Annotated in this window: 18 protein-coding genes; 15 read left to right on the top strand and 3 right to left on the bottom strand. The window is 41.9% G+C overall.

Annotated features, from left to right (window positions below; translation table 11 throughout):
- On the top strand, positions 1 to 235 hold a 235-nt coding region (locus tag QZ323_RS08610), incomplete at its 5' end, for a PD-(D/E)XK nuclease family transposase (protein WP_294634195.1).
- A gap of 89 nt (positions 236 to 324) precedes the next feature.
- Entirely contained in the window at positions 325 to 489 is a 165-nt protein-coding gene (locus QZ323_RS08615) for a hypothetical protein (RefSeq protein WP_294634196.1), read from the top strand.
- A 251-nt stretch (positions 490 to 740) separates the two neighbouring features.
- Here the strand turns inward: QZ323_RS08615 and QZ323_RS08620 are convergent, their stop codons facing one another.
- Positions 741 to 1709, bottom strand: coding sequence for a M23 family metallopeptidase (locus QZ323_RS08620; protein WP_294634197.1), 969 nt, complete (start codon positions 1707 to 1709; stop codon positions 741 to 743).
- Positions 1710 to 1906: 197 nt separating this feature from the next.
- Between QZ323_RS08620 and alaS the strand changes: the two genes are divergently transcribed.
- Positions 1907 to 4525, top strand: a complete 2619-nt coding sequence (alaS, locus tag QZ323_RS08625) for an alanine--tRNA ligase (protein WP_294634198.1) — start codon at positions 1907 to 1909, stop codon at positions 4523 to 4525.
- Between the two features lie 284 nt (positions 4526 to 4809).
- On the opposite strand, the gene QZ323_RS08630 is transcribed toward alaS, so the two are convergent.
- Positions 4810 to 6228, bottom strand: a complete 1419-nt coding sequence (locus tag QZ323_RS08630) for an AAA family ATPase (protein WP_294634199.1) — start codon at positions 6226 to 6228, stop codon at positions 4810 to 4812.
- A 96-nt stretch (positions 6229 to 6324) separates the two neighbouring features.
- On the opposite strand from QZ323_RS08630, the gene QZ323_RS08635 reads away from it, so the two are divergent.
- The 3 genes from QZ323_RS08635 (at position 6325) to QZ323_RS08645 (ending at position 8425) form a co-directional block, all read left to right on the top strand.
- Positions 6325 to 7011: a hypothetical protein gene (locus tag QZ323_RS08635; RefSeq protein ID WP_294634200.1), complete on the top strand. Its 687-nt coding sequence runs from the start codon at positions 6325 to 6327 to the stop codon at positions 7009 to 7011.
- Between the two features lie 101 nt (positions 7012 to 7112).
- Positions 7113 to 7886 (top strand): DUF3822 family protein, encoded by a 774-nt coding sequence (locus tag QZ323_RS08640; RefSeq protein WP_294634201.1) that lies wholly within the window; start codon positions 7113 to 7115, stop codon positions 7884 to 7886.
- Positions 7877 to 8425 carry an RsmD family RNA methyltransferase gene (locus QZ323_RS08645; RefSeq protein WP_294634202.1) on the top strand — a complete coding sequence of 183 codons (549 nt, stop codon included), beginning with the start codon at positions 7877 to 7879 and terminating at the stop codon, positions 8423 to 8425. The genes QZ323_RS08640 and QZ323_RS08645 overlap by 10 nt, the downstream gene beginning before the upstream one ends.
- 77 nt (positions 8426 to 8502) lie before the next feature.
- Here the strand turns inward: QZ323_RS08645 and cls are convergent, their stop codons facing one another.
- Positions 8503 to 9942, bottom strand: a complete 1440-nt coding sequence (gene cls / locus QZ323_RS08650; protein ID WP_294634203.1) for a cardiolipin synthase — start codon at positions 9940 to 9942, stop codon at positions 8503 to 8505.
- Between the two features lie 482 nt (positions 9943 to 10424).
- Here cls and QZ323_RS08655 point away from each other — a divergent pair, with 482 nt between their 5' ends.
- From QZ323_RS08655 to QZ323_RS08695, 9 genes are all read left to right on the top strand, one after another.
- Positions 10425 to 12014 carry a tetratricopeptide repeat protein gene (locus tag QZ323_RS08655; RefSeq protein WP_294634204.1) on the top strand — a complete coding sequence of 530 codons (1590 nt, stop codon included), beginning with the start codon at positions 10425 to 10427 and terminating at the stop codon, positions 12012 to 12014.
- Between the two features lie 112 nt (positions 12015 to 12126).
- The gene (locus tag QZ323_RS08660) at positions 12127 to 12504 is read left to right on the top strand and encodes a DUF3244 domain-containing protein (protein ID WP_294634205.1); all 378 of its coding nucleotides are present in this window, start codon (positions 12127 to 12129) and stop codon (positions 12502 to 12504) included.
- Between the two features lie 20 nt (positions 12505 to 12524).
- Positions 12525 to 12947, top strand: a complete 423-nt coding sequence (locus QZ323_RS08665) for a T9SS type A sorting domain-containing protein (protein ID WP_294634206.1) — start codon at positions 12525 to 12527, stop codon at positions 12945 to 12947.
- A 4-nt stretch (positions 12948 to 12951) separates the two neighbouring features.
- On the top strand, positions 12952 to 19065 hold the full coding sequence (locus QZ323_RS08670; RefSeq protein ID WP_294634207.1) for an RHS repeat-associated core domain-containing protein: 6114 nt from the start codon (positions 12952 to 12954) through the stop codon (positions 19063 to 19065).
- Entirely contained in the window at positions 19062 to 19322 is a 261-nt protein-coding gene (locus QZ323_RS08675) for a hypothetical protein (RefSeq protein WP_294634208.1), read from the top strand. Before QZ323_RS08670 ends, QZ323_RS08675 begins: the two co-directional genes overlap by 4 nt.
- A 287-nt stretch (positions 19323 to 19609) precedes the next feature.
- Positions 19610 to 20107, top strand: a complete 498-nt coding sequence (locus QZ323_RS08680) for a hypothetical protein (protein WP_294634209.1) — start codon at positions 19610 to 19612, stop codon at positions 20105 to 20107.
- Positions 20108 to 20115: 8 nt separating this feature from the next.
- Positions 20116 to 20556, top strand: a complete 441-nt coding sequence (locus QZ323_RS08685) for a hypothetical protein (protein WP_294634210.1) — start codon at positions 20116 to 20118, stop codon at positions 20554 to 20556.
- Between the two features lie 165 nt (positions 20557 to 20721).
- Positions 20722 to 21282 (top strand): hypothetical protein, encoded by a 561-nt coding sequence (locus QZ323_RS08690; protein ID WP_294634211.1) that lies wholly within the window; start codon positions 20722 to 20724, stop codon positions 21280 to 21282.
- Between the two features lie 90 nt (positions 21283 to 21372).
- Entirely contained in the window at positions 21373 to 21891 is a 519-nt protein-coding gene (locus tag QZ323_RS08695; RefSeq protein WP_294634212.1) for a hypothetical protein, read from the top strand.
- Positions 21892 to 21967 lie beyond the last annotated feature (76 nt).

Below are 21967 nucleotides of genomic sequence, written 5' to 3' on the forward strand. Positions count from 1 at the left end.
GGAACTGCTCATCAGTTTCCTCAATGCCCTGCTGCAAGGCGAACAGACGGTGAAGAATGTGACTTACTTGAACACAGAGCATTTAGGCACACAAGAGATAGACCGAAGAGCCGTATTCGACGTCTACTGCGAAGGAGAGAACGGAGAGAAGTTCCTGGTAGAGATGCAGCGAGGAGAACAGCAGTTCTTCAAAGACAGAAGCCTGTTCTACACCACATTTCCCATACGTGAATAAGTTTCAAAAGGAAGAGGATGGGATTATGAACTGAAATCGGTGTATACGGTAGGCATACTCAATAAGCATTCAGAGATTAGTACAGTGTCATGAAAACGACACTGAACAAAGGAAGAGCTGAAGGAAGGGAAGAAGGAAGAGCTGAAGAAAAAGCCATCATTGCCGCCCAAATGAAAGCAGACAACCTGTCGACAGAAGTAATCGCCAAATATACCGGACTATCTCCAAAAGAAATCAGCAAGTTAGAACCATAAAAGAGTGTTTCAGATAATGAAGAGAAAAGTCTCTAATGGAATCAGAAGGAGAGAAGAAGAGAGGAAGAAAGGAAGAAAGGAAGGAAGAAAGAAAGAAAGAAAGAGAAAAAGAAAGAGAAAAAAAGGATGTAAAGATACTCAGTAAAGTATCTTAAGATACTTGGCCATGTATGTTTACATACTTGGCCAAGTATGTAAACATACTCAAAATACGAACAAAACCGATAACACCTCTTAAACCGCAACCGGCATCAATCCAGCACCTTCCCGTGATTTGCCGCAAGCTGTATCATACGATCGTAATCCTCAGCACTCAAATCCATAAAGTAGTAATTCACCGGATTGACTACCTGACCTTTCACGTGCACTTCATAATGCAGGTGCGGTCCGGTACTCTTGCCGGTACTCCCTACCCCGCCAATCACTTCTCCGCGCACTACCTTCCTGCCCAACTTCGTTCGGAAATCACGCAAGTGGGCATACCACGTCTGATAGCCAAATCCATGATCGATGATGATAATGTTACCGTAACCGGTCTCCCATCCCATTTTGACGACAGTACCATCACCCGTGGCATAAACATCCGTACCCGGATTAGCCGAGAAGTCCATGCCGGCATGAAACTTCTGTGTTCCATAAATAGGGTCTATACGGGTGCCGTAACCGGAAGCGGTCTTCTTAAGGTCTTTGTTTGAAATAGGCTGAATGGCAGGAATGCAACGTAGCATTTCATCATGCCTCTTACACATCTCCACCACATCATCAAAGGAATTGGACTGAATGTATAGTTGCTTATCAAGCAGATCCAATCTTTGCGTAGTGTTTACCACTAGTTCGGCATTCGCCATATCCATCAGATGCTCGTAACGATTCGTACCGCCATAGCCTGCCTTACGAATAGCAGAAGGAATAGGATCTGCCTGGAAAATAACCCGGTAGAGATTATCATCACGCTGCTGAATATCCTGAAGCACTCCAAAGGCTGCATTCAATCGTGCATCAAGCACGTTGTATTGCGCACGCAACATACTGTTCTCCTTCCGCAACTCCTTTTCCGAAGGCGAACCGAAAACAAACAATAACACAAGAAAACTGCCGGCACCCAATCCCATGCCAATAAACAATTGGCGGAGAATACCCATCGCCCGCTGCCGGACAGTGGGATAAATACGGTCGTAGGTCTGCGTCTGCGGATTATAAATATAGTAAACTTTGCGCATCTTGGAAATATTTCGCTTGTCAATGCCGCAAAAGTAATAAAAACACGCTATCTTTGCGCTGTTTTTTGAGTTTTTAAGTTTGTCAGTCGATTAATTTCTAAGTTCTTTCATAATTTATTTGTCAGAAACGTCTCCTTTAACCTTCTGGCCATAAAACTCAAAATGGACATTAATAAAATTAAAAACTCAAGACATATATGTTGACTGCAAATGAAATCAGAGACTCTTTCAAGAGTTTCTTCGAGAGCAAAGGACACCAGATCGTACCTTCGGCACCGATGGTAATCAAAGATGACCCCACGTTGATGTTCACGAACGCGGGCATGAACCAGTTTAAAGATATTATTTTGGGCAATCATCCGGCTAAGTATAAAAGAGTGGCGGATTCACAAAAATGCCTTCGTGTAAGCGGAAAACATAACGACTTGGAAGAAGTAGGTCACGACACCTACCATCACACCATGTTCGAGATGTTGGGAAACTGGTCGTTTGGCGACTATTTCAAGAAAGAAGCCATCTCATGGGCATGGGAATATCTGGTAGATGTGTTGAAGATAGATCCCAAAGACCTCTATGCCACAGTTTTCGAGGGCAATGCAAAAGAAGGATTGGAACGCGACAACGAAGCGGCTACTTATTGGGAACAGTTCCTTCCGAAAGACCATATCCTCAACGGAAACAAGCATGATAATTTCTGGGAAATGGGTGATACCGGTCCCTGCGGTCCATGTTCGGAGATACATATCGACTCGCGTCCGGAAGAAGAGAAGGCTAAAATTCCCGGAGCACAGTTGGTGAACAAAGACCACCCGCAAGTGATCGAGATCTGGAACCTCGTGTTCATGCAGTTCAACCGCAAAGCTGACGGAAGCCTGGAAGGTCTGCCCGCCAAGGTGATAGATACCGGTATGGGATTCGAACGCTTGGTACGTACGCTGCAAGGAAAGACCTCCAACTACGATACAGATGTATTCCAACCCATATTGAAAGCTATCGGCAATATGGCAAATACCACCTACGGAAACAATGAGCAACAGGACATCGCCATGCGTGTAATTGCCGACCACATCCGCACGATTGCTTTCTCCATCACAGACGGACAGTTGCCGTCGAACGCCAAGGCAGGATACGTTATCCGTCGTATTCTTCGCCGTGCCGTCCGCTACGGTTACACATTCCTCGGACAGAGACAGGCATTTATGTATAAGCTGCTCCCCGTGCTTATCGAGAACATGGGTGAGGCATATCCGGAACTGAATGCACAGAAAGAACTGATCAGCAAGGTTATCAAAGAAGAAGAAGATTCGTTCCTACGTACACTGGAGACGGGTATCCGATTGCTGGATAAGACTATGGAGGATGCCAAGGCTGCCGGAAAAACAGAAATCAGCGGCAAGGATGCCTTTACTTTATATGACACATTCGGTTTCCCGCTCGACTTGACCGAACTGATTCTCCGCGAAAACGGAATGACTGCCGACATCAAAGAGTTCGACGCCGAAATGCAACAGCAGAAACAGCGTGCCCGCAATGCCGCTGCGGTAGAGACCGGCGACTGGATCACACTGAGAGAAGGTACAACAGAATTCGTCGGCTATGATTATACGGAATATGAAACAAGCGTTCTCCGTTACCGCCAGGTGAAGCAGAAGAACCAGACCTTGTATCAGATTGTGCTGGACAAGACCCCGTTCTATGCCGAAAGTGGTGGTCAGGTAGGCGATACGGGTGTATTGGTCAACGAATTTGAAACCATTGAAGTGGTCGATACCAAGAAGGAGAACAACCTGCCTATCCACATCACCAAGAAACTGCCCGAACACATCGAAGCCCCGATGATGGCATGCGTGGATACCGACAAACGTGCCGCCTGTGCAGCCAACCACTCAGCTACCCACTTGCTGGATGCCGCATTGCGCGAAGTATTGGGTGAGCATGTAGAGCAGAAAGGTTCTTTGGTGACGCCCGATTCGCTGCGCTTCGACTTCTCCCACTTCCAGAAAGTGACGGACGAGGAGATCCGCAAGGTAGAACACATCGTAAATGCAAAGATCCGCGCCAACATTCCTCTGCAGGAATACCGCAACATCCCCATCGAAGAGGCCAAAGAGCTGGGTGCCATTGCCTTGTTCGGTGAGAAATATGGAGACCATGTACGTGTCATCCAGTTCGGGTCTTCCATCGAGTTCTGTGGAGGTACGCACGTGGCTGCTACCGGAAACATCGGTATGGTGAAGATCATCTCCGAAAGCTCGGTTGCTGCCGGTGTGCGTCGTATCGAGGCATATACAGGTGCACGCGTAGAGCAGATGCTGGATACTTTCCAAGATACCGTACGCGATTTGAAGGCCCTCTTCAACAATGCCCCCGACCTTTCCGGTGCCATCCGTAAGTACATCGAAGAGAACGCCGGACTGAAGAAGCAAGTGGAAGACTTCATGAAAGAGAAGGAGGCGCAACTGAAAGAACGCCTGCTGAGGGAGATGAAGGAAGTGAACGGAACGAAAGTGATCAAGATCTGCGCTCCGATACCTGCCGAAAATATCAAGAACATCGCCTTCCAGTTGCGTGGAGAAATCACGGAGAACTTGTGTTTTGTGGCGGGAACCGTGAATGAAGGCAAGCCGATGCTGACCGTTATGCTGAGCGACAACTTGGTAGCAGGCGGACTGAAAGCCGGTAACCTGGTGAAAGAAGCTGCCAAGCTGATACAAGGCGGTGGCGGCGGACAGCCTCACTTTGCAACAGCCGGTGGAAAGAATGTCGACGGACTGAATGCCGCAGTAGAGAAAGTGCTGGAACTCGCAGGCATCTGATCTGACTGTTCCGGTTTATCCATAAATTAGAGACTCCGCTTCGGAAGGAACATAATTCACTATAGAATGATGACGGCTCCTTCGGAAGCGGAGTTTTTCTTATTTCAACTAAGAGCCTGTTTAAATTTTGTTCAGCCTTCTTTTGAGAGTTCTTTTTGAGGATGTTTTTCTGTTTTTATGAGGAGCATAGCGGGCTATGTGACGAATAAAAAGAGGAAAACAGACCGAAAAGAAGCTGAATAAAAAACTTTTTGAAGAAAATTTAAACAGGCTCTAAGAAGGCGTCATTCGATTTGCTCTTTCGGATAGTTCACCAGATAGAGCGTCCCTGTAGCACGCGTAAAGGCAGTATACAGCCAACGGAAGTAGTCCGGCGTCAAATACTCATCTGACATGTATCCTTGGTCGAGAAACACATTCTTCCACTGTCCGCCCTGCGCTTTGTGGCAAGTAATGGCGTATGCGTATTTCACCTGCAAGGCATTGTAGTGCGGATCGGCTTTCATCTTTTTCATCCGTTCGCGCTTCGTAGATATATCGGCGTAATCTTCGAACACGGCATAAAACAAACGGTCATTGTCCGCCTTAGGCAAGGCAGGCGCATCCGTATGCAGAGTGTCCAGCAATAAATTAACCTCCAATTCCAAATCCCCATAGTCAGGAAAAACAAGCAGGACTTCGGCAAAGCGGAACCCGTACAGCTCGCGCGTCCGACGCATCCGACGAAGAACGGCTATCTCACCATTGGCAATGAAATCCATCTCCTTGCATTTCTCCGTCCAATAATAGTTATTCTTCGCCACCATCAGCAGGTCGCCCGTGTTCAACTCGTCTTCCCGCCAAAGGATTTGCGCGCGTATACCATTATTATATATATTCGCCCGCTTGTTCGAACGGCAGATTACAATCGTTTCATCCATCCCGTCGCGGTCGTAGCAGGTACTCAGCGTATCAATCAGTTCTTCGCCCGGCACCACTTTGATATCGGCAAATCCCGACACCTTTATCTTGGGCAGGCTCCCGCAAGCCTCCTCCATTATGAGCTGGCGCAATCGGGTAGCATTCCACAGGATACCCGAATCCTGCACCTGACGTACCACTTGTGTCAGGTTCGCCTCCATCACATCCAGCCCATACCCTTTCAATGCCTCAGCAAAGAGCGCAGGACTCAGCTCCTCACCCACCGGAGGAAGCTGCGCGGTATCGCCCAACAGTAACAGACGGCAACCGGTGCCGGAATAGACGAACTGTATCAAGTCATCCAGCAAACGTCCCGTTCCGAAGACAGAGACGGACAAACCCTCGTTCGAAATCATCGAAGCCTCATCTACTATATATAAGGTATGTGCAGTCAGATTATCATTCACCGAAAAGTTATCCATCTCATTGGAAAAAGCCTGCTGCCGATAGATCTTCTTGTGAATAGTAAAAGCCGGATGTCCGGCATAAGCCGAAAAGACTTTTGCCGCCCGCCCCGTGGGAGCCAGCAGTACCGACTTCTGTTGCAACTTGTCCAACGCACGCACCAACGCCCCCACCAATGATGTCTTTCCTGTACCGGCATACCCCCGCAGCACAAAAACCGCATCATTATGGGGAGACAACAAAAAAGCCGCCAACGATTTTAGTGCCATTTCTTGTTCAAAAGTTGGTTCATAAGGAAAAATTTCCTTAATTTGCGTTTCTAAATAGTTATTTATCATTTTTGTAATAGAAAAAAGTTACAGGAACTATCGCCATTAGAATTATTTATTTTATTTTTGCGGTACGAATATAACAACTAAAAAAAACATATTATCATGAAAACAGTATTTAACATCGTTTTAGGCTTATGTGCAGTGGTACTGGTTTACATCTGCTATGCCAGCATTATGGGTCCTATTAATTTTGAGAAGGCTAGAAAGCACAGAGAAAAGGCAGTCATTGCCCGTTTGATGGACATCCGTAAAGCTCAACAGGAGTATCGTAACCTGAACCACCAGCAGTATACGGCAAGTTTTGACACCTTGATTAATTTCGTTAAGAACCAGAAACTGCCTTTCATTTACAAAGAAGGTGAACTGGACGATAAGCAGTTGGAAGACGGAATGACCGAAAAGAAAGCTATCGCCATCATCAACAAAGCAAAGAAAACAGGTAAATACGACGAAGTTAAAAAAGCCGGTTTGGAGAACTTCAAGCGTGATACGCTGTGGGTTGCCGTACTGGATACTATCTTCCCCAAAGGATTTAATCCTGATTCTATGAGATACGTGCCTTATGGCAATGGCGCACAGTTTGAAATGGCTATCAAGAACGATACCGCAAAATCCGGTGCTCCTTTCTGCCTGCTCGAGGTTAAGACTCCGTATGAAACTTACCTGAACGGTCTGGACGTACAGGAAATTGCCAACATGAAAGACGTGCAAACCAAATTGGGTAAATACTGCGGTCTGATGATCGGTAGCTTGGAAACAGCTAACAACAACGCAGGTAACTGGGAATAATTCTAAGTTTATAAGTTTTTGAGTTTTTAAGTTCATTCGTTTCGCGAGAGTTCAAGAAAAAGCAAACTTAAAGGCTCACGGACTTTAGAACTCAAAAACACATGGACTTTAGTAAATCAGAACAATATACGTTATCCATCCGCCTCAGCGCGGATGGATTTTCTTTTTCTGTGTTCAATCCATTGGTTGAAGGAGAATTTTACTTCTTCGACCGGCAAGTGGAAGAGACCCTCTCCCTCACTGCCAACCTGAAGCAGACTTTCCGTGAAATAGAATGGTTGAACTATTCTTACCGACGCGTAAACGTACTCATAGCAGGCAAGCGCTTCACCCTCGTACCTCTTGAATTTTTCGAAGACGAACAAACGGAACTGCTGTTTTACCACAACCACTCCAAGCGGGAAAACGAAACAGTGCAATACAACATTTTGCGCAGAAACAATGTCGTCGTACTGTTCAGTATGGACAAAAGCGCCCGTACCTTCTTATGCGAGCAGTACCCCGATGTAAGATTCTACTCGCAGGCAAGCCCATTCATTGAATCCTTCTCCGGCAAAAGCCGCTTAGGCAACAACCGGAAAATGTACGTACACCTGCGGAAAGATGCCGCCGACTTATACTGCTACGACCGCGGCCGCCTGCTGTTTGCCAACTCTTTCGAATGCAGACATACGGCAGACCGCGTCTATTATCTGTTGTATATCTGGAAGCAGCTCGGCTTGGAGCAGGAGCGCGACGAGCTGCATCTCACGGGCGACTTGTCCGACAAAGAAGCCCTACTCAGCGAACTGCAAAAATTCATCCGGCAGGTATTCATCATGCCCCCTGCCACTCATACGAACCTCGACTTACAAGCCATCATAACATGCGAGTAATCAGCGGAATATATAAAAGAAGAAGATTCGACGTGCCGCGCACATTCAAGGCACGCCCTACAACAGATTTTGCCAAAGAAAATCTGTTCAATGTACTTTCCAACTATCTGGATTTTGAAGACGGTGTATCCGCCCTCGACCTCTTTGCAGGAACGGGAAGCATCAGCATCGAGTTAGTGTCACGCGGTTGCGACCGGGTAATCAGCATCGAGAAAGACCGCGACCACCACGCTTTCATCTGCAAAATAATGCAGGAAGTGAAAACCGACAAATGCCTTCCTATCCGTGGTGATGTATTCAAGTACATCAAGGGAGGACGCGAACAGTTCGACTTCATATTTGCCGATCCGCCTTACGAACTGGAAGGCCTGGAGACTATTCCCGACCTCATATTCGAGAACCACTTACTGAAAGAGGACGGGCTGTTCGTACTGGAGCACGGCAAGAAGAACAACTTCGAAGCGCACCCCAACTTTGTGGAAAGACGGGTGTACGGCAGTGTGAATTTCTCCTTTTTCAAATGGGAAATGGAAGAATGAAAAGATGAAAGGTGAAAATTCAATTGATAAGAGCGGTTTGTAAAGGCGGGATCATAAAAACAATTTGTAGAAACAACTTATAGAAGCGGAGCCAGCAAACGGACTACGCTTTCTGCCGCCTTTCGCCACCAAGGGCGTTTCACCCAGTTCTTAAGATGTATCTGCACGCAGTTCCGCTGGTCCTGCAGAAAGATTTCGCGCATCTGCAATGCGGTTTCCGTGTCGTAGATAAAGGCGTTTACCTCAAAATTATGCTCGAAACTGCGGAAATCCACATTGGTGGAACCGACGGTGGAAAGTTCATCATCCGACACCATCAGTTTGGAATGCAGAAAGCCCAGTTTATACAGATAGACTTTCACACCAGCCTGCAACACGTCTGCCAGATAAGAGCAGGAGGCTAAATGCGTCAGCCGGCTGTCCGCATGCAACGGCAACATCAAGCGTACATCCACACCCGCCAATGCCGCAGTCTGCATAGCAGCCAAAACCTGTTCGGTAGGCAGGAAGTAGGGTGTTTGTATATAAAAATACTTCTTCGAGCAGGTTATCGCCATATTTATCCCCTGCATAATCTCTTTCCAAGGACCGATGGGGTCGCTCGTCACGATCTGCACCAACGAAGTACCCAAAGTCTCCAGCTTAGGAAAGTAGCGGGAAGCACTGAGCAGCGTGCGGTCAACAAAATACCAATCGAGCAAGAAGGCCGTCTGCAAACCATGCACGGCTTTGCCCTCCAGCAAGATATGCGTATCGCGCCAGATTCCCCATGAGAATCCCCGCATGTAACGCTCCGCCAGATTCATTCCGCCTACAAATCCCACACGGCCGTCTATGACCACTATCTTACGATGATTGCGATAATTCACTTTACTGGTGAATTGTGGGAAACGCACTTTCAGGAAGCTGCGTACCTCGATACCGGCCGCACGCATCTCGTCATAAAAAGCATTAGGAACATGCCAGCAACCCACGTCGTCGTAAATGACGCGCACCTCAACCCCACTCTTAGCCTTTCCGATCAAGACATCACGGACCATACGCCCGATGGCATCATCTTCAAAGATGTAGAACTCGATGTGGATATGTTCGCGGGCTTTTTCCAGTTCACGCAACAAAGACTGCAACATCGAAACACCGCTGGTATACGTCTCTACACGGTTTCCATCGAAAGGAAGTGCTTGATTAGTGTTGCGGAACAGAGAAATCAGCCGGCTGTATGCCATAGGCAAGGCAGATACATCCTGTGCCAAGTATTCTGCCATCGGTTTATTGAGCAGGCGGTTATACATTTTGTTTCCTATCATCCGTTCGCGCCGTTGGCTACGTCCGAAGAAAAAGTAGAACACCAGTCCCACAACCGGCAGGAACATCAGCACCAGTATCCACGCAAGCGTCTTCACCGGATTACGATTGTCGAGTATAATGACAATAATCGTTCCGATAATAGCCCCAAAGTATACCATATCAAAAGCAACCGTAGCTATCTGGCTGAGTATATAGTTCCAATCAATCACAGAAGCAAATATAAAGAAAATTAGAGATATCCCGTTTTTATAACAACAAAAAAGAGACTTCGACTATGAATAATACAAGTAAAAAGAATATTTAAGATAAAAAAGGGAGCAAATAGAAAAACAAACACCCCCGATAAGTTTCTAAACCTGTTCTGAACCGAAAATACTTTGGATATAGACAGGAAAGAGAAATATTTCCTATATTTCCTACATTTTCTAAAATACTTTGTTGGTTAGTTCGACTTTTTTCCATACCTTTCACCGCTCTAATCGAAAAGATTAGAACAAATAATAAGTCAAACTAGATGAATAAACATACAATATCATTACTTGTACATCTGTTTACACTCCTTTTGCTGCACTGCCTTTACGGTTGCGGACGCATCGGACGCTCCTATCCCGAAATATTATTATCAGCAGATTCCCTTTGCTGTACTCATCCAGACAGTGCTTTGGCCGTTCTAACTGCAATAAAAGCAAATATGGACAAAGAAAACCAACGGATACAAATGTACTATCAGTTACTGTATACCAAAGCGGCAGACAAAGCATATATTCCCCACAAATCAGACTCCATCATCCGCCGTATAGTGAATTATTACGAACGGAAAAGCGCAATGGAATATCTACCCGAAACCTACTACTACGCCGGACGTGTCTACAGTGATTTAGGCGATGCGCCACAAGCTTTGGATTATTTCCAGAAAGCACTGGAAACTCTACGGACCAGTAAAGACCATCGGCTTATCAGTAGAATCTATAGCCAGATGGGAACATTGTATGTATATCAAAGAGTGTACGATGAAGCCCTGTCTGTTTTCAAAAAAAGTTATTACCATGATGCTTTGTCAGCTGATACCGTCGGACAAATATACAGCCTACGCGACATCGGTCGTGCCTTTACCGGATGTAACAAAGCCGACAATGCCCTTTTCTACTACGAAAGTGCATACCGGCTGGCACAACGTATACAGCACACACACATGACAAGCGTCGTAGCAATAGAACTTGCCGGACTTTACACCCAACTGGGCATGTATGAAAAAGCGGAACAAACAGTACGTACTTCCACACAAGTGGGAAAGCGAAAGAACCAAATACCACGTTTCTCTGTGATGGCCGATTTATACCTGCAAATGGGTAATTTGGATTCCGCCGCTTATTATTACCATCGTTTATTAGAGTTTGACAACTATTACAGCAAGCAAGGCGGATATGAAGGTTTGAGTAAGATATGCAGACAGAGACATCAGTACAAAGAAGCTTTGGAGTATATCGATATATATCTGGCGTATACCGACTCCATAAAGAAACACACCGATACGGAAACAATACGTAAAATGCACTCGTTATACAACTACCAGCTAAGGGAAAAAGAAAACCAAAGACTTAAGGATATAAACACCCGGCAAAATACCCAGGTGGTGGGGCTTCTATTTATCCTTATACTATCGGCCGTAAGCGTTTTTTCCTATTCACAGTATTCCCGACGGAAGAAAGAGCAAAAGCGAGAACAGCAGAGAAGGCTGGAAGAGGAAAAGGAAAGACAATACAGAAAAAGCCTCCAGTTTATCGAAGAAAACAAGAAGCACATCCAATATTTGGAGCACCAGCTACAAACGTCAAAATCAGAAAAAGACCAACTGCATCAAGAACTGCTTCATGCACAAAAGGAGTTGATAGAAGACACCAACCGGCAAGTAGTGTCAGCACAAAAGGAGCAGATACTTTCAGAAGCGAGTTTAAAGCATTCCGACATTTACATCCTGTTTCATCAATCCGCCAAGAACATGAGTAAAGTGACAGATGCAGATTGGATCACGTTACAAGATGCAGTAGACAAAACCTATCAGAATTTCTCCAAACGGCTATGCGCACTCTATCCCAAGATAACCGAACAGGAAATGCACGTATGCTTGTTGCTTAAGATTTCAATTTCCGCCACCGGCATTGCCCATCTGACCATGCGTTCCAAACAGGCTGTGACCTCTTCGCGCAAAAAGTTGTACGAGAAAATACATGGACAACAGGGTAGCCCCGACAAATTAGACCAATTTATACAAGATTTCTAACGTAACCCTCTCCAAACCATGTTTGGAATGAAAAAACGTACTAAAACCGTACTAAAGCATAACAGCCTCCAGTTGCTTTCATACTAATTTTGTAGCAAAAAAAATTAGTATCATGAAACAAAAATGGATTATGTTGGCATGTATCGCCACAACGTTAGCCTCTTGGGCCGGTAATGAAAGTAATGGAACATTGGAAGAACAAAAAGACATCAAAGTCATAGAAAGATACTTTGGAGAAGATAAGCGTTCGATGTCCTATTTTCCGCAACTCTCACACAAAGGAAACATAATATATATGTATTCTGCCATTTGCTTTGAAAACATGCAAGTCACTATAGTTGATGAATCTGGAGAAACGGTTTACTCGGATATCTTGGACATATCCGAAAATCAATGGTACACGTTCTGCTTAGACACTGACCAAACAGGAACATATACTATTGAATTAACCAACAATGAACATTTCTTTTGGGGACAATTCTTACTTTAACTGAAAAACATGTTCAACTTATGAAAAGACTATTATTCATTATATTAATGTTAGGTTGTGTGGCTTTGGCATATACTCAGAATAAAATCAAGTATACTTATGACGAATCCGGTAACCGCATAAAAAAGGAGATTGTATTGTCTTCTACAAGAAGTTTACTTTCAGAAGATGATGAGCAAGAAGCTTATACCGAAGAAATTCAAAGTCACCAAATAACAATCTATCCTAATCCTACGAAAGGGCTTTTAAATGTCAAGATTGCCGGATTGGACAAGATTAATGGACAAATCAGCATCTATAACATGGGTGGAAGACTCATTAATCAATCTGATTTATCCAGTAGCAATCAGACTTTTGACCTTAGTGACCAGCCCAATGGTATTTATATTATGCAAATCAAACTTGAAGATAAAGTTTCCAGTTGGAAAATTATAAAGGAATAACGACATGGATAAAATCAGACTCAAAATAGCCATCATTTTGGCAATAATATTCTCCGCAACCCACATTTCTGCCCAAACTACGATGAAAGACCTTATAGGGCTTCCCATTGACAGTATAGGTTTTAATATAACAATGGACAGTACTAATGTTGAAAACATTTCCGACGTACCTCAATTGCAACGAGCAACAGCCAGAATATCAGGAAATGAACTTCATCCGCATATTCCTACTTCTTATCCTATAAATAAAACTAAAGATGTAGGTGAAATAGCATGTAATTCCAACGTATCACCTACAGGCGCAATGACCATCAACGTGCCCATAGAAGCATACCAAAGTCCCGATGGATTCACGCCACAAATTTCATTAACCTACAATAGTTTAGCCGGTAACGGGCCTGTAGGATGGGGATGGAATATAGCCGGAACATCCGTCATATCCAGAGGAAACAAGACGATGTATTATGACAACCAAGCAGACGGCGTACCAACAGTAAGTAACTTTTTCTCTGTATTCTACATTGACGGACAAAGACTAATAGAAAAAGGGCTTTCCGGTTTAAAAAAGGTATACCAGACAGAACAAGGAAATATCAAAGCATTCGGTAAGCTTTTACTACATAGTAGTAATATAGTACAATCTGAAATTATTAGCTTTGAAGTATTTTTTCCTGATGGAAGACGGGCTATATACAATACCTACGATGGCATTAATTACTATGTATCGCAAATGATAGATAAATCGGGAGCGGTAATTGACTACACTTATACCAAAGTCGGCAATCATTACAGAATAGAGAAAATAACTTATGGCAAACAAAAACAAGCGTGGATATCCTTCCAATACTCTACACTGACATACGGAACGCAAAGAATATTTAATGCCGGAAAAGAAATCACTTATGACTATCGGCTATCATCTATCACCACCCACTTTCCCGGAAATGAGACAAGAACATATTCATTGTCATACATAACCAAAGGAGATATATCACTTACCTCACAAATAAGTTGCACTGCATCCGGAAAATCTTTAAATCCTCTGAGATTCTACTACGGAGACAATAACCAAATCCGCTCTTTTGACAAAAAAGACACCCAATTAGTGCATTGGTATAATTTTGAGAAGGCAAACCAAGTACGTACCACTAAAGGAAAATTTGATTATGGTTCAGACAATGACGGTATCATCATGTTACCCAATAAAGCCTCCTATGTGGAATATTACAGAAAATCAGGAACATTCCATCATTCACGGAATTATATTGAAAATCAATATACAGGAGACGAAACCATCATTATAGCTACCGGATTGAGCGGTGACCTGGCCATGTATAACCCAGAACTGAAAACAGAAGCCGGTTTCGTTGACATATTCTGTATGGATTTGGACAAGTTTGACGGAGAAGAAATCGTAAAAGTCAATAACTACGTTTCCGGTGATATGGACAAGATAGATTTTCATGTATATACTCCCAATCTATATTCCGGCATAGCAAAGAAATACACACGTTCTTACAGTTTCAATACCTTATTAGAGCATAGAGATGCCAAAAGCATCAATCCTAAATATTATTTCACTGGAGATTTTAATGGAGACGGGAAAATGGAAGTGTTGGTAGTCTCTGCATACGATGCAATGGGTAAAGGGGCATCAACTGAATGTTATGTAATAGACTTAGAGAACGATAAGATCTTGTATGAAGGTACTCCTTTCCAATTTTGGCTGGTACTTCCCGCTTATCAGGACAAAAACATAAGCGGTGAGGAAGCATATGCCCGTTCCAATAAATTATATACCATAGACTATGATGGAGATGGGAAAACGGATCTATGCCTAATAAACGATAGTGGAACCACCATCTTTTCATTTATCGGTTCAGGTTCAACTATCAGTAAGTGTAATAGTATTACAACCGATAGCCAACTGAACAATTCCATGTTACGCGACAGGGAATTATTATTGGGTGAATTCAATGGAGACGGCAAGTCAGACTTTATCCTGTCTCCATTGAAAAACAACGGTTCAACTTGGAGCATTTTTTCTTCAAAAGGCAATGGGTATTGGGATAAAAAAGACATTAATATCATAATAAGAAGCGAGACCTCCCGATTCATACTGCAAGATATGAACAATGACGGACAAACGGACTTAGTCGAAACATTAGGCAGTGCCGACATCATATCACTGAGAACGGCCTTTATCTCAAATCAAACGTATCAAAATAGAGTTAGCACAAATGTACCTAAAGAAACAGTCTTGATTCCGACAAACATACAAAGCCGCAACTATTACAGCAATCTTATCAGTTTGCAGACAGGCGGCATTGCATCCCGATTGTCTTATAAGAGCAACGATTTTAAGAACAGATTATTGACCGGATTCGTCAATAGTTACGGAGTTATAACCAAAGTAGGTTATCAACAGTTGAACGATGAATATGTTTCTATATATACTCCCGGATATGGTGCCGAGTTCCCTTATCAGAATTTCAAGGGCGGGCTGATGGTTTGTTCAAACTTGGCTGTCTATAACAATGGAAACTTATTGCATGACCTCAAATATCAATATACCAATGCTGTCATACACAAGCAAGGACTTGGTTTTAAAGGATTTGAGCGAGTAGACGTATATGACAACATTACCGGTAAACGGAAAACACAGACATTCGACCCTCTTCGTTTTTCTGTATTGGTAGAAGATGATTCTAATGAACAGAACAATAAATATACATATAACATCACTACCGAATCCAACAAGATAACCAAGATATTACTTACACAAAAAACAACTACCAACAAGTCCAAAAATTTATCCGTAACAGGACAATATCAATATGACTCTTATGGTAATATAACGCAAGAAACCGTCAATTATGGCAATGGACTTTCCACTACAAAGAATAACACTTACCAAAATATCGCCAATGACTCGGTCTATATATTAGGATTGCCGCTAAGTGAACAAAGAATTACCACACGCAACGGAGGAACGTATACAGATCGCACGACATTAACATACAACAGTAACTATTTTCCAGCAAGCAAAACATACTACGTTGCTAACACGAACAAAGCGAAAGAAGAAAAGTTCGAATATAATGCAGCCAATATGTTGACACAAACCAAAACGAAACTCTATTCTTCTACAAATGAAGAAATTATCAAATATGAATATAATTCCAATGGACAACTTATCGCAAAAACAGATCCGTTGGGACTGAAAGAAACGTATTTCTACAACAGTAACGGACTATTGAATTACGTCCAAAATCACAAAAACAAGAAAACATATTTCACATACGATTCTTGGAGGAGAAAGATAAAGACGACTTACGCCGACGGAAGCATTGCAACCGCCACGGCATCTTGGGCTACCTCTCCTACAAACGCTGTGATAGTTATCGACGAGAGTTCCACCGGAGAACCGGACGCACAGACTTATCTGGATGCTTTCGGCCGCAAGGTCAGGACCGGAGGGAAATGCTTTGATGGTAAATATCTATATACAGACTATCAATATGACAGCAACGGACGGATATCCAAGACTTCGTATCCATGCAAAGAGACACCGAACTTGTGGCAAACCTACAGCTACGACAATTACGATAGAGTCATTAAGGTAACTTACGCCACAGACAAACAAGACACCTATTCTTATAATGGGCTGACAACTACAAGCGTAATCAATGGCATATCGACCAAAAAGACTTACAATGCAATGGGAGATCTGATAAAAATTGAAGATGCAAGCGGTAGTATCAGCTACAATTATCGCCCAGACGGGCAGTTGTCTTCGATTGTCGCTCCCGGCAACATCACTACTAGCTTTGGTTACGACACATACGGACGGCAAAACAAACTGACAGATCCCAGTGCAGGAAGTACTACATTCGCCTACGATGCGGCAGGTAATGTAAGTTCCAAGACTGCTGCCAATGGTAAGGTTACACGTATGACCTATGATGCCCATAACCGCATGACAAAACTTGAATATGTAGGTGAACTGACCACCACTTATACTTATAATACGGATGGCATGATCGCATCCGAACAGAGCAACAACGGAACATCGAAGACCTATACGTATGATGACCTATTACGTTTGTCTGTAGAAAAAGAAGCGATAGTCGATGGCAAGTGGTTACAGAAAACTTATCACTATAGCGACGGGAATGTTTCTTCCATAAATTATCTGTCACAGTCCGGCAATATCACAACGGAGAATTTCAAGTATACAAATGGAAACCTGTCCGAAATCAAACTCAACAATTCTATTTCCATCTGGAAACTGACCGGCGAGAACAATCAAGGACTGCCTACTGCCTATACTACCGGAACGCTAAACCGTACTCAGACGTATGATACTGACGGACGAATAACATCCATCATAGCCAAACAAGGTACGACTTCCATACAAGATTTCGGTTGCAACTTTATTGCCTCTACCGGCAATTTAGCTTGGAGAAAGAACATAAAACGAAACCTACAAGAAAATTTCGGATACGACAACCTGAACAGATTGACCACCTTTGGCAATCAGACTGTAACTTACGACATCAAAGGGAATATCACCAATCTAAGTGGTATCGGCAAGTTTGAATATAGCACGAACAAACCCTATGCCATTGAAACGGTAACGCCTTCGGGCAATGCCATACCTTTGCGCAACCAGACAGTGGCATACAATGGCATGTTGCGCCCTACCTCCATCACAGAGAATGGATACACTGCTACGTTCACTTACAATGGAAATGCCGACCGCGTCAAGATGTTATTGAAACAGGGCAGTACCGATAAACTGACCCGATATTACATAGGAAACAAATATGAACTGGATAAAACGGCAAGCACTACTAAAGAAAAACTTTATGTCGGAGGTGATGCTTATTCCGCCCAAGCAGTTTTAGTAAAAAATGGTAGCAGTGCATGGAATATTTATTATCTTTGTCGCGACTATCTGGGCAGTATTACGCAAATCACAGATGCTTCCGGTAATATTGTACAGGAATTGAGTTATGATGCTTGGGGAAGACTTCGCAATCCGGCTACACATGCCATTTATGCGGCAGGTAGCGAACCTGAACTTTTTTTAGGCAGAGGATATACCGGTCACGAACATCTGGCGGTCTTTGGTTTGATTAATATGAATGCCCGACTGTACGACCCGGCATTGGGACGTTTCCTTAGTCCTGATCCATACGTACAGAGTCCGGATTTCAGCCAAAACTTTAACCGTTACAGTTATTGCTTAAACAATCCGTTAGTATATGTAGATCAGAATGGTGAATGGTTCCTTATTGACGATTTGGTCGCAGCAATTGTCGGTGGAGTAATCAATGTTGTAGTCAATGTCGTACAAGGGAATGTACATAGTGTAGGACATGCGTTCGCCCTTTTTGGGACAGGAGCAGCTTCTGGATTTATAACTATCTATGTAGGACCTGTTGCCGGAGCAGCAGTATTAGGGGCAACCAATAGTATTGTCAATCAAGGCTTCAATAATGGTTGGGGCAACATAGATTGGATGCAGGTTGGAAATTCTGGAATAATGGGAGGAATAACCTCTTATTTAGGAGGAAGTTTGGGCAATTATTTGGCAAAACCAATTAGTAAATTAACGGAAGGTATTTCAAGTCCTATACTAAAAGAGGTTTTGACACAAGGAACATTGAATTCTGCGACTGGTTTTGGCTTAGGGACGGCTATGGCATTAGGTTCAGGTGCTGATCTTGGAGATGCATTAAAACAAGGAACTCAAAGTGCTGCTTTAGGATTAATGTCTGGTGTAATAAATGGGACTGCTGACGGAATAAAAGCTGCTAGAGATGCAGGGAAAAAAACTTGGAAAAGCGATATAAAGAATAAAGGAAACAATAACACAAGTAAACACGCAACAGTAAGAGCTCAAGAACGTGAAATCTCTCAAAGTAATATTGACGATGCCCTAAATAATCCACTTAAAGTTACAGATGTAAAATACGATTCACAAGGAAGACCTAGTATTAAGTATATAGGAAAAAATGCAACCGTAGTAGTAAATCCTACAACAGGGAAAATCATAACCGTATACGGTACTCATACAAAATATGTAAAAAAATTAGGAGGTAATAAATGATTAAAAAAGTAACATTATCTAAAAAAGAGTATAACTATCTTATACATTCTCTTTTAAAAGGACGTGAGAATTTAATAAATAAAATCAAAATCTTCAATTCAACTGACGCTATAAAACTCTATTTAGATGAAGATACAGCATATGAAATCCGTGAATTGGCAGGTGATGAAGTCGCGTTACATTTTGATGAGAATTATGAACCAACAGAAACAGGATGGATATTAGAACATTTTATTGATAAGTTTTACTTTGAATAAATTTCCGCAGCAGCGGATGTTCTTCACCTACAGTTTCCAAGTATAAAAATCTCCTGATTCGTATATAAGAGATAGCAAACTGACGAAATGTAGAAAATTACAAGGAATTACGATTCGTAGCCATTCCTAAAATCGAAGGAGAAGCTGATATCGTTTTCGGATTCGATGACACAAGAAATGTATTCTGTTCCATTAGAAACCAACAGCAAACAACAGTCAAGAAAAGAAATCTGTTATCTTTTCTTGACTCATTGTTCAGAAAAGGCTAATTAAAAATTATATGCTGTATGATAGTAATAGAGAATAGACAAATAGAAATGCCACATGCCGGTACGACGATATATAACACCGGATTTATAATACATAATATGAAAAATATGTATATTATTACTTTATTATGTATCAGTCTAATAAGCTGTAATAGCCCCGCTACTACAACTAATTTTCTTTCAAAAGAAACATTGATAAAGAATGACAGTAAAATAATGGGGCGTGGTTATTTTACATTCTTAGTATTCGTGAATGAGAATGAAATTAATGAAATAGTCTATTACTACATTATTAATAATAAGACTAAAAGTCCCAGCTGCTCCAAAATCAATGAGAAAAGATACAATGTAAATGAATATATAAAAGAGCATAACGTTGATAGGTTTGAAACGGCAAAGCAGTTTGCTACCGCAGGAAAATATTATGCTTATTTAGTTGACAATTTTTTAGATATGACAAACGATGAAAAAATAGTATTTTTGAATAAACTTTCTTCTGAAAAAAATAGTAAATGAAGTATATTATGATGAATTTTAAAAAAATATTAATCCTATTATTTGTTTTCAGTTGCATTTCATGTAGCGTATCAAAAATATTTATTATCAATGGAAAAAGAATGCATGAATTATCGGGTGAATGCGGGACAATAAAAATACAAGGTTCTTCATTTAAATCTTTTATAATTATTGCCTTTGACTTTGACAACGAATATTTTGTTGATATAGATTCTTTAAAAATTGAAACATACCGTAGCGACATGGAAATTTGTAATCTACGTTTTCTGTCAAAGAACAAAAAACTAACGAATACAAAACATAAATTCAAAGAAGGCGAAAGCTTGAGTGTCACTTTTAATCTAACAAACAAAAGGGAAAATGACATGATATCGCTTTTGCCATCAGGTTTTATTAAATGTAATGGGAAGCCTATTATAACTGATACGATTGATATTCATTTCCGTTGATAGATAGGTGATCCTCTCTTGGATTCTTTGACATTTTGTACAGTAATTGTTCTAAACTGTGCAAGCAGTATCAAATATCCCTGCACGGTTTATGATTCCGTAGGTTATAACCATTGGAGGTTGGCAGGGAACAGTAAAAATAAGCAAAAAAAACGATGAACATCAATGGAAAAGATAGACTATTGCAAAGATGACCTTTACGAACTTATCCATAGGCTCATTACAAGAGAAATAAATGAAATAGATTTTTCAGACGAGTATTACATTGCATTTATTTATAACAGCAACTATTGGAATAGCTCAGAAGAACTCAGAGGAAGCGAGTTATTACTATTCAACCAATTAGCGGAAGTCTCAAACTACTTAGTCTCATTTGCAGAAGTGAAACTCAGCAGTGATGAAACAAGCATACTGAAAGAGAAGTTGCGAAATACAGCCATACAGATTTCAAAAAAGATGTGTATATACAATCTTTTGGAACAATACTTGCATGACAAAATCAGTACCACAGACTTTTGTAACAAGTTCTATGAATGGTATGATATCGGCACTTATAAAAGTGAAATGGAACAAAACAAGAAAATATGGCTTGATGAATTGAGTACAATAGCCGGACGCTATTCTGAGTTCAGCGAAGATCATAGGGTTGCTCCCAAGGCTTTTACCACAGAAGCCGAAATAAAGGCAAAAGTCAAAGAAATACTAAAGTATATTCAAGCGGAATGAAAACAAGAATGGCAACAGACCGGGTACGTCCCGGTCTGTCAAATACTAAAAAGCCTCTCACTATTATAGGAATTAAAAACATAACAAAAGATGAAAGTATTCGGTATAAAAAAGGTAAATGACATTTATTCTGAAATAGTATACGGCAAACCCAAGCCCATAGACGAAGTGACCTTGCAAGATATGCAGGAAAACCCAATCTGGATATTCGCATTGGATGAAGAAGAAGCGGAGGGAATAGATGAAACTTGGCAAAAACCCATATTGTACAGTGACAACGTGATACACGAACTTCTTGAAGCGTATATCCTATTGAAAAGCGTGGATGGGCAGTATGACATCTCGGCAAATCTGGACATAAAAGAAGAGACACTGGATGATGTAAATTACTGGAATACGGAACAGGAATGCTGGCTTCCAATCGAAAATGTAGAAAATTACAAGGAATTGCAATTCGTAGCCATTCCTAAAATCGAAGGAGATGCTGATATCATTTTCGGATTCGATGACACAAAAAATGTATTCTGTTCCATTAGAAGCCGGCAGGAAATAACAGTCAAGAAAAGAAATCTGTTATCTTCTCTTAACTCATTGTTCAGAAAAGGATAATTCAAAATTGTATGCTGTATGAATGCTAACCTACTATAATTTTATACACAATGAAAAAATGTATCTTATTCTGTCT

The sequence above is a fragment of the uncultured Bacteroides sp. genome, assembly GCF_910585845.1.
GTDB lineage: Bacteria > Bacteroidota > Bacteroidia > Bacteroidales > Bacteroidaceae > Bacteroides.

Excerpts from the sequence above, each read along its gene's own strand:
- QZ323_RS08615 (WP_294634196.1), top strand. The coding sequence starts at position 325 with ATGAAAACGACACTGAACAAAGGAAGAGCTGAAGGAAGGGAAGAAGGA.
- QZ323_RS08620 (WP_294634197.1), bottom strand. The coding sequence starts at position 1,709 with ATGCGCAAAGTTTACTATATTTATAATCCGCAGACGCAGACCTACGAC.
- alaS (WP_294634198.1), top strand. The coding sequence starts at position 1,907 with ATGTTGACTGCAAATGAAATCAGAGACTCTTTCAAGAGTTTCTTCGAG.
- QZ323_RS08630 (WP_294634199.1), bottom strand. The coding sequence starts at position 6,228 with ATGATAAATAACTATTTAGAAACGCAAATTAAGGAAATTTTTCCTTAT.
- QZ323_RS08635 (WP_294634200.1), top strand. The coding sequence starts at position 6,325 with ATGAAAACAGTATTTAACATCGTTTTAGGCTTATGTGCAGTGGTACTG.
- QZ323_RS08640 (WP_294634201.1), top strand. The coding sequence starts at position 7,113 with ATGGACTTTAGTAAATCAGAACAATATACGTTATCCATCCGCCTCAGC.
- QZ323_RS08645 (WP_294634202.1), top strand. The coding sequence starts at position 7,877 with ATGCGAGTAATCAGCGGAATATATAAAAGAAGAAGATTCGACGTGCCG.
- QZ323_RS08655 (WP_294634204.1), top strand. The coding sequence starts at position 10,425 with ATGGACAAAGAAAACCAACGGATACAAATGTACTATCAGTTACTGTAT.
- QZ323_RS08660 (WP_294634205.1), top strand. The coding sequence starts at position 12,127 with ATGAAACAAAAATGGATTATGTTGGCATGTATCGCCACAACGTTAGCC.
- QZ323_RS08665 (WP_294634206.1), top strand. The coding sequence starts at position 12,525 with ATGAAAAGACTATTATTCATTATATTAATGTTAGGTTGTGTGGCTTTG.
- QZ323_RS08670 (WP_294634207.1), top strand. The coding sequence starts at position 12,952 with ATGGATAAAATCAGACTCAAAATAGCCATCATTTTGGCAATAATATTC.
- QZ323_RS08675 (WP_294634208.1), top strand. The coding sequence starts at position 19,062 with ATGATTAAAAAAGTAACATTATCTAAAAAAGAGTATAACTATCTTATA.
- QZ323_RS08680 (WP_294634209.1), top strand. The coding sequence starts at position 19,610 with ATGATAGTAATAGAGAATAGACAAATAGAAATGCCACATGCCGGTACG.
- QZ323_RS08685 (WP_294634210.1), top strand. The coding sequence starts at position 20,116 with ATGATGAATTTTAAAAAAATATTAATCCTATTATTTGTTTTCAGTTGC.
- QZ323_RS08690 (WP_294634211.1), top strand. The coding sequence starts at position 20,722 with ATGGAAAAGATAGACTATTGCAAAGATGACCTTTACGAACTTATCCAT.
- QZ323_RS08695 (WP_294634212.1), top strand. The coding sequence starts at position 21,373 with ATGAAAGTATTCGGTATAAAAAAGGTAAATGACATTTATTCTGAAATA.